The sequence below is a fragment of the Kitasatospora sp. NPDC057595 genome (genome assembly GCF_042800875.1).
GTDB lineage: Bacteria > Actinomycetota > Actinomycetes > Streptomycetales > Streptomycetaceae > Kitasatospora.
Map to the genome: position 1 here is coordinate 51,482 of NZ_JBHVGL010000026.1, position 13,297 is coordinate 64,778.

At 71.5% G+C, this 13,297-nt stretch carries 14 protein-coding genes; 6 read left to right on the forward strand and 8 right to left on the reverse strand.

Annotated features, from left to right (window positions below; genetic code table 11):
• Nucleotides 1–68: 68 nt before the first annotated feature.
• The 8 genes from ACFU9E_RS30565 to ACFU9E_RS30600 all read right to left on the reverse strand — a co-directional run bounded on the left by ACFU9E_RS30565 (nt 69) and on the right by ACFU9E_RS30600 (nt 9,580).
• Nucleotides 69–1,604 (reverse strand): RNA-guided endonuclease InsQ/TnpB family protein, encoded by a 1,536-nt coding sequence (locus tag ACFU9E_RS30565; protein WP_380715516.1) that lies wholly within the window; start codon nt 1,602–1,604, stop codon nt 69–71.
• 267 nt (nt 1,605–1,871) lie between these two features.
• The gene (locus ACFU9E_RS30570; RefSeq protein WP_380683405.1) at nt 1,872–2,204 is read right to left on the reverse strand and encodes a hypothetical protein; all 333 of its coding nucleotides are present in this window, start codon (nt 2,202–2,204) and stop codon (nt 1,872–1,874) included.
• A gap of 45 nt (nt 2,205–2,249) precedes the next feature.
• Nucleotides 2,250–3,098: a DciA family protein gene (locus ACFU9E_RS30575; RefSeq protein ID WP_380683404.1), complete on the reverse strand. Its 849-nt coding sequence runs from the start codon at nt 3,096–3,098 to the stop codon at nt 2,250–2,252.
• Complete coding sequence (locus tag ACFU9E_RS30580; RefSeq protein WP_380683403.1) at nt 3,095–4,567, reverse strand: transcriptional regulator; 1,473 nt, start codon at nt 4,565–4,567, stop codon at nt 3,095–3,097. The genes ACFU9E_RS30575 and ACFU9E_RS30580 overlap by 4 nt, the downstream gene beginning before the upstream one ends.
• A gap of 913 nt (nt 4,568–5,480) precedes the next feature.
• Nucleotides 5,481–6,335 (reverse strand): DUF1932 domain-containing protein, encoded by an 855-nt coding sequence (locus tag ACFU9E_RS30585; protein ID WP_380683402.1) that lies wholly within the window; start codon nt 6,333–6,335, stop codon nt 5,481–5,483.
• A complete protein-coding gene (locus ACFU9E_RS30590; RefSeq protein WP_380683401.1) occupies nt 6,332–7,534 on the reverse strand; it encodes an HAD hydrolase-like protein in 1,203 nt (400 codons plus the stop codon). Before ACFU9E_RS30590 ends, ACFU9E_RS30585 begins: the two co-directional genes overlap by 4 nt.
• Complete coding sequence (locus tag ACFU9E_RS30595; protein ID WP_380683417.1) at nt 7,531–8,544, reverse strand: AAA family ATPase; 1,014 nt, start codon at nt 8,542–8,544, stop codon at nt 7,531–7,533. Before ACFU9E_RS30595 ends, ACFU9E_RS30590 begins: the two co-directional genes overlap by 4 nt.
• A gap of 289 nt (nt 8,545–8,833) precedes the next feature.
• Entirely contained in the window at nt 8,834–9,580 is a 747-nt protein-coding gene (locus ACFU9E_RS30600; RefSeq protein ID WP_350567788.1) for a GntR family transcriptional regulator, read from the reverse strand.
• A gap of 398 nt (nt 9,581–9,978) precedes the next feature.
• On the opposite strand from ACFU9E_RS30600, the gene ACFU9E_RS30605 reads away from it, so the two are divergent.
• The 6 genes from ACFU9E_RS30605 to ACFU9E_RS30630 all read left to right on the forward strand — a co-directional run bounded on the left by ACFU9E_RS30605 (nt 9,979) and on the right by ACFU9E_RS30630 (nt 13,214).
• Nucleotides 9,979–10,842: a hypothetical protein gene (locus ACFU9E_RS30605; protein ID WP_380683400.1), complete on the forward strand. Its 864-nt coding sequence runs from the start codon at nt 9,979–9,981 to the stop codon at nt 10,840–10,842.
• A gap of 123 nt (nt 10,843–10,965) precedes the next feature.
• Complete coding sequence (locus tag ACFU9E_RS30610; RefSeq protein WP_380683399.1) at nt 10,966–11,382, forward strand: hypothetical protein; 417 nt, start codon at nt 10,966–10,968, stop codon at nt 11,380–11,382.
• Nucleotides 11,382–11,576, forward strand: a complete 195-nt coding sequence (locus tag ACFU9E_RS30615; protein ID WP_380683398.1) for a hypothetical protein — start codon at nt 11,382–11,384, stop codon at nt 11,574–11,576. The genes ACFU9E_RS30610 and ACFU9E_RS30615 overlap by 1 nt, the downstream gene beginning before the upstream one ends.
• A 166-nt stretch (nt 11,577–11,742) precedes the next feature.
• Nucleotides 11,743–12,165, forward strand: coding sequence for a hypothetical protein (locus ACFU9E_RS30620; RefSeq protein WP_380690374.1), 423 nt, complete (start codon nt 11,743–11,745; stop codon nt 12,163–12,165).
• Between the two features lie 377 nt (nt 12,166–12,542).
• Nucleotides 12,543–12,797: a hypothetical protein gene (locus tag ACFU9E_RS30625; protein WP_380690372.1), complete on the forward strand. Its 255-nt coding sequence runs from the start codon at nt 12,543–12,545 to the stop codon at nt 12,795–12,797.
• Between the two features lie 141 nt (nt 12,798–12,938).
• Nucleotides 12,939–13,214, forward strand: a complete 276-nt coding sequence (locus tag ACFU9E_RS30630) for a hypothetical protein (RefSeq protein WP_380690348.1) — start codon at nt 12,939–12,941, stop codon at nt 13,212–13,214.
• The last annotated feature ends 83 nt before the right edge of the window (nt 13,215–13,297 follow it).

Genomic DNA, 13,297 nt, shown 5'->3' on the forward strand with positions numbered 1-13,297 from the left:
TCGTCGGCGGTGGTGTCCCCGGGGTCGCTCCCCGCGCGCACGGGCCGAACACTTTCTGACCTGCGGGGTTAGAAGAGTGTCGGCTGATCGTGAGTGGGTGGGAGCGCCAGCGGGTCGCCCCGCTGGGGTGACAGCTGGCCGGGTGGCCGGCTGTCTTCCCGCTTCATCGCGCTCTGCCGGCGGTCCCGGGGGACCGCTGGTCTTATGTGCGCTCCACGGGCGTCCTCCACAGGGGAGGCCACCCCTCTACCAGGGGCGGTGGTTAGTGCGGTGCGGGCGTGGACGGCGATGTTGCGGGCCGCGTTCAGGTCGCGGTCCAGGCGCAGGCCGCAATGCCCGCAGTGGTACTCCCGGTCGGCGAGCGTGAGGCGTGGGTCTTGCCTTCCACAGGCCGAGCAGGTCTTGCTGGACGGGAACCAGCGGTCGCAGACCGCCAGCTGAGACCCGTACCAGGAAGTCTTGTAGGTGAGCTGACGCCGGATCTCAGCCGGCGCGGCATCGAGAACGGACCGGTTGAGACCGGCCTTCTGCCGAACCTTGCGGCCGGGCCGCTCGACGGAGCCGCGCGCCGAGGCCGTCATCCCCGCCACGTTCAGGTCCTCCACCGCCACGACCGCGAACCCGGTAGCGAGCTGCTTGGTCAACCGGTGGATGCCGCCCGCGCGCCGGACCGCCACCTCGTGGTGAAACCGGGCCACCCGCCGCCTCGCCTTCTCCCGCCGACCCGACCCCTTCACCGTCCGCGCGAGCGCACGCTGCGCCTTGGCGAGGCGTTTGGCAGCGGTGCGCAGGTGGCGGGGGTTCGTGACCAGCACGGTGGCCGGGTCGGCAAGGTCGAGGGGCTGGGAGAGGGCGGCGAGAACCTTGACGCCGAGGTCGACGCCGACGGTGCCGCGCTCGGCCTGCCGCCGGGTCGGCCCATCGGGCAGGTCCTGCTGGACCTTGACCAGGACGGAGGCGTACCAGCGGTGCCCACCGCGGGAGACGGTGACGGACTGGATGACGCCCTGGCCGCGGTCGACGAGCCGGGCCAGGCGCTTGCCGGAGTCGTGGATGCGGACCTCGCCGAACTTCGGCAGCCGCAGCCGCCGGTACCCGACCAGCCGGATCCCCGGTTTCTTGACGTCGTGGTGTAGGCGGAAGCTGTCCCGGCAGCGGCCCTTTTTCTTGAACTGCGGGTAGCCGACCCTCCGGCCGGCCCGCGCCCCCTTCAGGGAGTCGAGCCAGTTCTTCCACGCCGCGTCGGCGTCCCGGAACGCCGACTGGAAGCAGTACGAGTTGACCTCGTGCCACCACGGACAGATCCCGTCGGCCCCGGACCGGGAATCGCCCCTGGACCGGGTCCACGCCTTCTGCACGACCGCGCTGCTGGGCAGCCGGACCGTCGTGCGCTTTCGCGCCTCCAGTTCATCGACGCCGGTCTCCACCAGCGCGTCGACCTGCGCCCGCCACTCGTGATGTGCCGCAACCTTCGCCGCGAGCGCTTGGTTGAACGCCCACCGCGCCGCTCCCGCGTACCGGGCGAGCTCACCGAGCTGGCGCTCCGTCGGGTCCAGGGTGAACCGGAACGCACGCAGAACCTCCTGCCGCAAGACGCAGGTCACCCCCTCTCCGTAGCCGACCGGTAACGCTCGGCGAAACCGTAGCCGACCCCACCGACAACCGACGCCCGAACGACCAACACCGCTGGTCATCGGCCATCACGCCGCTGCGGCCCGCGCCGGTGCCGGCCGGAGCGGGCGCAGCGGCATCGCCCCGACCCGGGTGGTGCGAGCAACGGCGGCGGCGCGATGACGCTCACGCTGCTGGCGGCCGGGGGCGCCTTCGATCGCGGCGCGATGGCAGGCGCGGTTGGTCGAAGCATCGCCTGGTCACATCCAGATCGGGCCTTCGTCGTCGCCGGGTCCGCCTCCATGGAGGCAGTGCCAGCAGTCGCAGCGGTGGTGGGCGAACTCGGCGGCGAGCTGGTCGTGCTCGGCGCCCGGGTGGGCCCGGAGGACGGGCCACTGGCCGCCGGCCCGCTCGGCGTCGACAGCGGCCCGGACCGCGGCAAGCATCTCCACCACCAGACCGAGCCGGTGGTCGACGGTGTCCGGGTGCTCGGCGAGGCGGCCGCGGGTGGCGAGGTCGGAGTAGTCGGTGATCAGGCCGGTCGCGGCGACCTGCAGCGAGTCGAGCCGGGCGTTGATGTCGGTGCTGGTCACAACTGGATCCTCTCGATCAGGGGTGATGGCTTGGGCAACCGGGGGTCACGCGGCGCCGCTGAGGGGCATCGGCGGCCGGGTCGGGCGCAGCGGAACCGCCGCGGTACGCGCAGCCCGGTCGGCGCGGGCGCGGCGTTCGGCGAGGGCCTGGCTGCTGGTGGCGGCCGCGGTGCGGGCGGCGGCCTCCTCCCGGTCGGTCTTCTCGGCGAGGCCCTGGGCGAACTGGTCCCAGGGTTCGCGGTGGTCGATGAGGTACTGGGTCTGGTGGGCGATAGCGGCGGCGATGGCCGGATCGATGACGCTGGTGGTGCGGCGGATCTCGGCAAGCGCGCGGTGGAAACCGGCGCTCGCGACGTCGTCGCGGGTACGGGCTGGAGCCTCGGGCTGCGCTGCGCCCTGGTGCTGCTCGGTCTGCTGGTCAGCGCCGGGGCCGGGGCCGGTGTCGGCGATGGCGCGGGGCGTCAGGATCCGCAGGTCCCGTACGAGGGTCCGGCCGAGCTTGCCGTTGATCCGGGCGACGAGCTGGCGGCCGAGCAGGCGCAGCTGGGTGGCGTAGGCCGGGGAGGTGGGCTGGAGGTCGAGTCGGCCGGTGCGCGGGTTGAAGTGGATGGGCTGGACTTTGCCGACGAGTTCGGGGGCGATGGTGGCCCACTGGTCGAGGAGGCTGCCGCCGGCGGTGGGTGTGTCCCAGGCCCGTTCGGCGACGAGGCCGGCCAGGGCGGCGCCGAGTCCGATCGGGTCGCGGCCGCCGGTGCGGATCGTGGTGCGGCGGGTCGGGCGGGTGGTGGAGCTGCGGCCGCCGGGGGCGTCGGCGCTGCGGGTGCGGGCGGCTTCGCGGGCGGCTTTGAGGGCGACGCGGGCGAGGTCGACGCCGCTGGTGGACGTCTCGGTCACGCGGACCTCCAGGTCTGGTGGATGACCATGCGGTCGGTGTGCCGCAGGCGCAGGACCTGGTCGACCAGGTCGTGGGTGTAGAGCTGGCGGGCGTAGTCCTCGCCGCAGTCCCGGATGGCCATCAGGACCATCTCCGGGTCGCGCTGGCCGAGGGTGCGCAGCTCGAGGACGTCTTCGCGGGTGAGCTGGTGCAGGTCGGTCAGACCGTCTTCGTCCTGGGCGAACAGCTGCAGTTCCTGGGCGCCCTGGCCGCTGGCCTGCCGCAGCTGGGCGAAGGCCTGGTCGACCAGGCGGGCGGCGGCGGGTGTGGTCGGGGCCTGCGAGTCGGTCAAGGACCAGTCATCGGTGGTGGTGCGGTCGTGGCGGGCGCGGGCGGCGGAGCGGGAGTCGCGCCACCGCTCGACCGCGCGGGTCCGGTCGGCGGGCGTGGTCCAGCCCGGCACGGCGGTGGCGCCGCGCAGGCGGTGGCCGAGCAGGCCGGTGGGCCGGTAGACGCCGCGCTCGGGGGCCTCGGTGCTGGTCAGCCAGGCGGCGACCTCCTCCCAGGTCCACCCGGCGTCGGCGACCTCCTGGACCATCCAGGCGACCCGGGGCACCAGGGCGCGGCGCAGCCACGGCACCTGCTGCACCAGCTCGAACGCGAGCCGGTAGCGGCGGCCCACCCTGTTCAGCTTCCGGGCGGCCCGGCCCGCCGGCTTGGACTTCTTCGCGGTGGTGGACTTCGGCTTCCCGCCCGCGAGCTTGCTCTCAGAGGGATGGGGAGTAGGACCGTCAGCAGAACAGGTACAGAAACCACCCCCCATTGGGGTGCAACGGCAGAGCGCCGTTGAAGTGCCGTCAGCGGCCTGTGACCCCTGGGACGAGGCACCGGCCGGAGCGGGGTGAGCGGTTGTCGCCGCGGTCTTCGCGGACACCTTCGACCGGGCCGCCCGGACCTTGCGCGAGGCCCGCTTGCCGAGCAACGCCATCGCCGCCCGCCCGGCCTCCGCGATCCCGACCACCCGCCGACCGGTGCTCTCCCCCACGGTCCGCACGCTGAGCGCGGCGTCGAACTCGGCCGGGATCACCCGGACGAACTCGCTGGCCTTTGCCTTCTCGCCGCGGACCCGGGTGCCCTTGGCCACGTAGGCGAGCAGGCCGGCCTCGCGCAGCATGTCCAGCTGGTACTGCGCGGTCCGCTCGGTCACACCCAGGCGCCGGGCCAGGTACTCCACGCCCGGGCGGCACGGCGACAGCTCCATGAGCAGCTGCGCGGTGCGGATCGCGGTACGGCCCATCTCCCGGGGCCCGTGCGAGCGCGACGGCCGGTAGCAGCCCGACGCCACGACCCAGTGCACCGCCTGCATCCACGAGTACGGGTCCAGCGCGACCCGGCCCCGGGTGGTCGTCACCCACTGCTCGGCCGCCGGCACCAGCAGCCGCGGCAGCACCGACACGCACGGCACGAACCGTCCGGCTTCCTTTGGCACCTCCACGGCGGCCACTGCGACGTCGGCCGGCTCCTGGCGCTGGCCGGGAAACAGCTGCGCGGCCGGAATTACACCCGACGGGCCGTCCACGGCGACACCAACACCCTCACCCGAACGGGTGATATGTGTCACAGTCCTGGGACTGTGCGCTGCGGCTCCGACAACCGGTCCGACAACCGGTCCCTCAACGAATCCCCTGGAAACGAAGGGTGAGGCGCCCGGATCCCGCCCTGCGGGATCGGTGTCAAGGCCCGCACCGGAAACCCCAAGATCAACAAACCTAGGCGGTGAAGACTGGAAAGGGGTCCTGACCTGCTGCAAAATGGCAGAGCCTCCTGCTCTTACATGCGGGAACGCAGAAGCGCCCCCTCGGGGGTGTTGGTTCAGCCCGAACCGAAATGCCGCCCATCGCGGGCCTCGGCCGCCAAGCCGAGACCCGTTCCGGGCCCTCGTCCGATCGCCAAATCGGACGGATCACGCAAGACCGCAGTCCAGTGGTTGGCCCCACCGGAAGTGGTCGGGGTTGCTGGCCTCGCCAAAGGCCGGCGCCCCCAAGACGACTAAGTCACACTGACCCCCTTCGGGGGAGAGGTGTACCTGGATACGACGACGGCACCCCGCCGGAGCGACCTCGAACCGGTCGCCTCTACGGCGGGGTGCCGCACGTGTGCCTGCTGGTGGGTACGGGTACCCTTCACTGCGTCACCACCTTCCGCGTGGTCGACCGGGACGGGCCCCCGGCCAGGGGCGCCGATCCACTCTGGTGCCGTCCGGACTTGTCCAAGGTCCGGACGGCAAAGATCGTTATGGATCACTGTCGGGGCAAGCCTACCCCTGTGGACAACTCGCAGAGTAACGGCGAGCACACCGTGTCGATCTGACGCCCCGACCATGCGACGGCCCGACAAGCCCTTCATCGGCTGGATCCCCTCAGCATCTCCAGGGCGTCCTCCACCGAGATCCCCTGGTCGTCCTTCGCATCCGTCCAATGCCGGAGCGTGTCGGCGACCGCGCGCATCACCTCGTCCGGAAGGCCCGCGGCACGCAGCGTGTCGGCGGCCTCCTCCAGCTCCGGTGCCCAGCGCCACGCCCGAGCCGCAGTTTTAGCGATGTAGCCGGTCTCGGCCAGGTAGCTGCCCTGCCGCCCGCCAGCCACCTCCAACAGCACCCGGTCGACGCCGTGATGCTGAGCCACTCCGTAGGCGAGCGCGGCCAGCACCCGGGAAGCCTTCTGATAGGCCGTGTAGGAGACCTTCAACGCGGAGGCCTGCCCGATCTCTTCGCCCAGGACCGGCGTCGACACGGCAGTGCCAGCAAACAGTGCCGCGACCCGGCCGGTGGCGGCGGACGGCCCGGAGAGGAACAACTTGGTGCGCTTGCCGCCGGTCGGCGGCGAGCCGACCACCGCGCCGTCGACGACAGCCCGAGCGCTTCGACCCACCAGGTCCGCGATCCTCCGCGCCCTGGCCGGGCTGATCGCGTTGCCCTCGACGAACACCCCGGCGAACCCGCGCTCGGCGACATCGCGGGCAACGTCCTCTGCAGCGGCCGGCGGGCACAGACTCAGCACGACCTCGGCCCGCTCAAGCAGTTCGTCCAACTTGGTCACCGGCCCCAGCCCGGCCTGCTCGGCACGCCGTACGGTCGCGGCGCTGCGCCCGGACGGGCACCACACAACCTCGACCCCAGTCGACACCGCGCAGGCAGCGACAGCCGCGCCCATGCTCCCCGGATGCAGCACCGCGAGGACGGGCTGAGCCGCGGTCACCGTACACCTCCCGCCACGTATGCGAAGGCCTCGACAGTAGTCCGGGCGATGAAGTCAGGCCCGGCTCCGCCCGGCCAGTCCCGGCCGTGCGAGATCCAGACCGTGCGCAGCCCGGCGTCCCGACCGCCGGCGACGTCGAGGTCAGCGTTGTCGCCGATCATCCACCCACCCTGCGCGAGTTCCCGGCCGACGCTGGCGGCCGCGGCCTCGAAGATCCGGCGCCCCGGCTTTCGGGTGCCGACCTCTCCAGAGATGCACACAGCGTCGACCACGTTGGAGATGCCGGACGCCGCGAGCTTGGCGTGCTGGATCCCGGCGCCGCCGTTGGTGACGACGACAACCTGGTGACCGGCCTCCCGTACGGTGGTCAGGGCTTCGATCACGCCGGGGAACGGCGTCACCAGGGCGGAGAGCTCCGGCTCGTACCGCGACCAGAGCTCGCTCGGAGAGTCCGGGAGACCGAGCTCGGCGCACAGGCCATCGATCACGTCCAGGTCCGCTCGGACCCGCATGGCCTCGAGCATCCGCTGCCCGACCGCCGGCCCCAGATTGTGTTCCGTGCAGTACCTGGCCACCCAAGCCGTCACTGCGGCGAGGCGATCGATCAGCGTGTCGTCGAAGTCGACCAGCAGCAGGTCGCCGCGCGGTGCGGTGAGCGCCAGGCGGATCTGGTTGGCGGCAGCCTCGGGCTCGAACTCGTCGGTGCGGATGGTCAGGTCGAAGCGGAAGGTGGGGTTGGCGTCGAGGTCGGCCAGGGTCGCGTCCCACGCGGCCAGCCGCGCCGGAGTGTCCGCGTCGCCCCGACCGGTTGATCGCGCCTCGGTCACCTCTCGAGAAGACCACAGCAGGACGGTCAGCCACTGGGCCGGGTAGCCGTCGAGCACCGCCCGCACCCCGTCGACCTGCCCCAGGTGCATCACCGGCACGCCGCGCGCGAACGCCTCGTCCAGGCCGGGACGGTCCGTCACGTACACGCTGTCGTAGCGGGAGTTCTCGTACACAACCGCACCCGACGCCCGCAGCTCCTCGAGTAGCTCGGGAGTGCCCATCCGGTACCCGGCCGACCGGCCCGGCCCGTACTTCACCCGCGAGAACAGGGAAAATGCCGGGTCAACGTCGCTCAACGCCCTGGTGACCGTGTCCTTCCCGGACGCCGGCGGCCCGTACAGAATCACGCCGCGCGTGGGTTCGGTGCTCATGCGTACACCTCCCGAATCGCCTGCCGGGCCTGGTCGGCGAGGGAGATCGCAGCACCGAGCCGGTTGTCGACGACCAGGTGCGGTACGGCCGGCCGCAGGTCGACATCGATCGTCTGCAAGTACTCGTCCCACCGCCCCAGCTTCCAGGCGTCCCGGGCCGCGGAGCGGAAGCCGACGTACTCGCGCATCGACTCCGGGTCGCACTGGACCCAGATCGGCGCGACATCGACGCCGAGCGACGCGCACCGGTTCGTGAGCCGCTGCATCCAGCCCTCGTCCGTCATTTCGGCGATGAACGGCGCGGTGAGCACGGTGGAAATCCGGCAGCCGATATTGGCCCAGGCGGCCTGCATCAAGCAGTCGTACTCGAGACCGCGCACCTGCTCGCGGTACAAATCGGTGTGCCGATCATGTGGATCGCCACCCAGCGAGACCAGCAGCCGTTCCACCAGCGGTCGGGTCAGCGGGTCCTTGTCCAGCAGTGGCCAGCCCGTCAGCTGGGTAAGGAACCGGGCGAACTCGGTTTTCCCGGAACCGGCGTATCCACCCACTAGGATCACGACCGGCCGGTGCGGGTCACCGCCGGTGTGCCGGCGCTTCCAGGCGTCCAGGATCCGCTGCTGCACACCCATGTGGTCGGCTTCGTCGCTGCCGGCCGCGATCCGGTGAATCGCCCGCTCGACGGCGAGGACATGCTCACCGTTGTGCTCGGCGCTCGCTGGCGTCAGCCGGAACGTGGCTTCTTCGCCCGGGAGCGCGGCACGGAAACCCAGTTGCGGGTCGGTCGCCCGGTAGAGCAGGCAGTAGGCCCGCCGGTAGTGCGGACCGGGGTAGACCTCACCCTGCTCGTGCTGCCACAACGTCTGCGGATTTGCAGCCGGGACGCCCTTGAGTCTCGCCTCCTCGGCGACCTGACGCAGCCGCTCCCCCGCCTTCTCCAACGTCAACCCGTGAGCCTCCCGCTGCGCACGCAGCAGGTCGGGCCGCCACCCCGCACGTCCCTTGGCCATGCCCCCGCCCTCCAATGTCACCATGCCCGGCAGCCTAGGGCTGACCAGCGAAAACCCGTGTGTACGCAGATGTGAATTCGTGTGTATGGACGTGTTGATGGAGCTGATGACGCCCATGTGATTCATCGTCAGCTACTTAGCCGCTGTGATGTATCCCATGAGAGACAGAGATCCTGAAGCAGTCGGGGCGCCTTCAGTTAGCCATCGAAGTCGCCGGCCAATAGCCTTCACCCAGGCCGTGCGCATGATCCGCATGGCCAGCGCACGCTTACGGCGTGACTTCCGATGGTCAGCCGGCCATGCTCAGTGTCAGCAAGTGATGCAGAGGCGTGGTGCTGACCGTCACAAAGACCGTGGACTCCTGTGGATCGCGAGCAATGCTCAGGATCCGAAACCCCGGGGTGCCCTCTGCCGCGCCGAGCGCTGCTGCTGCTGCCTGATCCATGGGTTCGGCAGAGATCACGGTGTCGGTGCGCAGGACGTTCCAACCGAGCCAGTCAGCGAAGCGAACCCCAGCCGGGGGGGACATGCGAGTAGCTCCGACCGGAGCCAGCAGGGGCGGGACCCCTTCGTGGCCCTCAGGCTGACGAGAGGCAAGCTCGTAGGGAACGATGGTCAACTTGTGCTGGACCGGAACGCCGTCTACCGAGCGGACTCGAGTGCGCTCCACGACATCGGTGCCGGTGATCCCCCACGCAGCCATATGCGGCGGAGCTGGCAGTTGACGGACAAGGGTGGTGGCCTCGCTGGCCTCACCACCGGATGTCGGCTTCCAGATAGGCACGCTCAGGTCTGGGGGCCCGAACGTTCCGAGGTGGGCTTCGGCGGTCCGGCCGGCGGTGACGACGGTGCCACTGCCAGGTTCGGTACGGACCATACCTAGAGCCGCCAGTTGGGCGTAGGCCGCGGCGACGGTCTGCTGACTCACGCCGCGCTCCTCAGCCAACTTGCGCACGGCGGGGAGGCGCGTCCCGTGGCGGTAACGCCCAGCCGAGATCCCTTCCCGAATCTCGGCCGCGATCGTGCTGGCGTTCACGTTCAGTCTCCTCTCGAGCGGCAGCTTCGTCACAGGCTATCGCGTCAAGCAGCAAACGTCAGCATCTTGACGGGTGTCACGACACTATCAAACCGTCTTGACACGTTCGGGATGGGTCCCTATCTTCGATTGCACCGGACTGGTTACGGTCCGCGACGGACGGGCTGGGCGTAAATCCAACCCGTCTTCGGGCGGTGACGCTGTTTCTTGAGAACTCCATAGTTCAACCTGCACCGAGCCGCTCACGGCACATACGGGTGACGATCCACGAGGTCCCCGCCGCCGGGCTACGGACAGCTCTCACGCAGCGGTTGCGCTGCCCACCCACCACGGCTTTCGGCCGTGACGGGCGGAGAACGCAACGGCAACCAGATCCCCGAGACCGAGGGAGACACCCCATGCGTCACAACGGCCGGCCTGCCCTGAAGGCCTCGCAGATCCGCTCCACCCACATCACGCTCCACCCCAGCGAGCCCGTCACCGTCGTCTGCACCGACTGCGGAACCTGGCGCAAGCTGACCCGCTCGATGATCCCCGCGCACCGCTCCACCGACCTCGGCCGCGACCTGCGCGACGCCGACGGCCACCAGATCCGGCGGGACACGCGGTGCCCCGGCAGCGGCCAGCGCATCGAGATGGACCTCACCGTCGCCCGCTGGGTCACGCAGGTCGAGGACGGCCTCGCCGAGGTCGCCGCCCGCCGGCCGACCACCGTGCTCCGCAAGATTCCGACGCCGAAGCCGCCAGCGCTCCACCAGCTGGCCCCGGCCGCACCCACCGCCGACACGGCCCGCGCAGCATTCGACTCGCACAGCACCCGGTGCGCCGGCCGCAAGGACAAGACCACCCGCGAGGACAGCACCACCGGCTGCTCCGGCACCCGGCTGTGCACCGACGGCGCCCGCCTGTACGCCACCTACCTGCAACTGCTGCGCCAGGAGCCGGAGCGCCTCGCCGCCCAGGCCCGCGCCGAGCAGGAGCAGCGGGAGCAGTCGGAGGAGGACGCCATCCAGGCCGATGAGCAGCTCCGGCGCCGTCAGGCCCTGTGGGCCGAGCTGTCCCCTCAGTCGGACCACGACAACTGGGTGCGCCGGGTCGAGCCGCTGTACGGGCACGCCGATTCCCGTCGGCGGCTGTTCGGCCCGCAGCTCCCGACCCAGGGCTACATCACGCAGGAGGCGTCGCTGGCGCTCGCCGCCCGGCGCACCGAGGCGGCGGTTCGCAAGTCCAGCCCGGTGCGCAGGAACTCCTCCGCCGCCTGACCCCGCCCCAGCACGAACCGCCACGGCCGCCGCCCACCCCCTGAGCACGACGGGGTGGGCGGTGGCCGTTGCTCTGCCCGCACAGCATCCCCGCCCTGCGTGACCGATTCCGAGGAGACCGCGATGCCCGACCCCCTCACCGCCCCCGCCGCCGTGCTGCTGGCCGAGGCCTACACCTGGTACTCGGCCAGCCTGCGCGACCTCGTGCGCGAGCTGCTGGACGACGCCAGCCTGGACACCGCCAGCGACACCGCCGACGACCTGTGCGCCGAGCTGTGGCTGCACGCCGCCGGACTCCTGGCGGTCCGCAGCTATTCGTACACCGAGCTCCTCGACGTCCTGGACCTCAGCGCCGAGATCCTGGTGAACCGCCTCCAGCACCAGCTGCCGGTGCGCCTGGCGGGTCGACTGGCCACCGCTGCCGACGCGGTCGACGTCGCCGAGCTCGCCGCCGCCGCCGCGACGGACCACGGCCCCCTGCCCCGTCCCCGGAGCCGGTGGGCCCTCACGTACATGAGCGCGCTGCACACCGCGGCCTGATGCGTACCCACCTGATCGCCTACCTGGCCCGTACCGGCGCCGGCGTCGAGCAGGGCGTGGCCCGCGTCCCGTCGCAGCGGGGCCGGCCGTCCTGGCACGAGTGCGCGGCCGTCGTCCCTGGATACCTCATCGGCCAGTACCTCGGTCCGGCTCCCGAACCGCAGGAGAACCGGCCCGGACATCGGCCCGCCTGACCTGCCGACACCCGCACGAACCACCACGGCCGCCGCCACCCCGACCAACGGGGTGGCGGCGGCCGTGGCTGCTCGTGCAGCCAGCACGCAAGAGGCCCCGGGGGCGCAACCCCGGGGCCGAGTCGGTCGCACCACCCACCCCGCTCAGGACGAGAGGAAAACGACCGTGACCCTCATGATGGCACTCTCCGCCGCCATCCCGAAGACCACCGCCGCCGACGACCTGGACGAGCTGTACGGCCGGTACGCCAGCCGCCTGCTCGTGGCCGCTGCCGAGCAGCTCGCCGACATCAGCCCCGCCGCAGCGGACCTCGACGAGGACCTGGCCGACGCCGTGTGGGACGACGTCGCCGCCGGCCTCTACCCCGACGAGAACCGCGGCCTGGACGGCCTGCTGGTCCTCCTGCGCGACAAGGTCCGCCGGGTCCGCGCCCGCTCGCTGGCCGCTAGCGAGGCCGTCCGCGAGGTCGTCATCGACCTGGACGACCTCGCCGACACCGAGCCCGCCCCCACCGGCGTCGTGCGGCCGCTGCCGGTCACCGTCGCCGCCGCCATCGCCACCCTCCGCACGCTCCCCCTGGCGGGCTGACCCATGGCCGACACGCTCCTCGAGCTGCTCATCGCCAAGGCGGCGAACAAGGCCGCCGCCCAGGCCGCCAAGGCCGCCGCCGCCGCGCTGAAGAAGGCCACGCAGGGAGGCAGCAAGTGACCCTCACCGAGTTCACGCTGTGCCGCTCCTACGGCGGCGGCGGAACCCCCGGCGCCCCGGCCCCCAAGGACCCGCCGATCACCTCTAAGAAGGGCGGGACCGGCCGGTGAGCAGCCCGGAGGACCAGGCCTGGACCGGCAAGCAGATGGACGAGTTGCTGCGCCGGGCCCGCGAGATGCGCGCGAAGGCGCAGGCCGAGAAGGCCAGCGGACAGAAGAAGTAGCACCACCAGCCACGAGACGAAAGGGGAACCGCCCGTGAGGACGACCGAGGAGTACGAGGCCTGGCAGGCCGGGATCGCCGCGATGAACGCGGCGTACGAGGAGGCCGACCAGGCCGAGTTCGTCGCGTACATGGACGAGCTGGACGCCCGCGACGTCGCGCGCTGGGCCGACCCGGTCCTGGAGCAGCCGGCCACCGCTGGCGGACTCCTGGAGCAGCGGCACGTGCTGGACGAGGCCGCCCACCCGGAGACCGTCGCCGCGTTCTGGCGTCTCGCCGCCGCAGCCTGACCGCTGCCGGTTGCTGTCGTTCGCCGCCGCGCCCCGCCCCCGGATGCCGGGAGGCGGGGCGCGGCGGTGTTCGAAGGTGCCCGGCGAGCGAGCACCCGATCGGCCGGGACCGTCCCGGCCCCCACAAGGAGGAAAACACCTATGGCGCAGCAGGAGACCAGCAACACCGTGAGCAGCTCGAGGACGAGCGGGCCGGTCGTGCAGATCGGGACCGCGTCCGGGCCGATCACCATCGGCGACGGCCCGCAGTACAACGACATGCGCAGCGGCGGGACCTACGTCACGCAGGGCGCCGAGCCGATGGTCGTCGGCAGCCGGTCGGGGGTCAGCAGTATCCCGCTCGACGCGCAGGGCGCCGAGCCGATGGTCGTCGGCAGCCGGTCGGGGGTCAGCAGTATCCCGCTCGACCTCGTCTGACCCCGACCGGGTCTCTGGCTGTCGCGCACCGGTTCCGCGGGAAGCGGGGGCCGGTGCGCGGCGGCTTTCGTACACCCCACCCC

What these genes read in the sequence shown, in the direction of transcription:
- ACFU9E_RS30630 (WP_380690348.1), top strand. Translation starts at nt 12,939, where the DNA reads ATGGCGCAGCAGGAGACCAGCAACACCGTGAGCAGCTCGAGGACGAGC.
- ACFU9E_RS30590 (WP_380683401.1), bottom strand. Translation starts at nt 7,534, where the DNA reads ATGAGCACCGAACCCACGCGCGGCGTGATTCTGTACGGGCCGCCGGCG.
- ACFU9E_RS30595 (WP_380683417.1), bottom strand. Translation starts at nt 8,544, where the DNA reads ATGGCCAAGGGACGTGCGGGGTGGCGGCCCGACCTGCTGCGTGCGCAG.
- ACFU9E_RS30610 (WP_380683399.1), top strand. Translation starts at nt 10,966, where the DNA reads ATGCCCGACCCCCTCACCGCCCCCGCCGCCGTGCTGCTGGCCGAGGCC.
- ACFU9E_RS30605 (WP_380683400.1), top strand. Translation starts at nt 9,979, where the DNA reads ATGCGTCACAACGGCCGGCCTGCCCTGAAGGCCTCGCAGATCCGCTCC.
- ACFU9E_RS30615 (WP_380683398.1), top strand. Translation starts at nt 11,382, where the DNA reads ATGCGTACCCACCTGATCGCCTACCTGGCCCGTACCGGCGCCGGCGTC.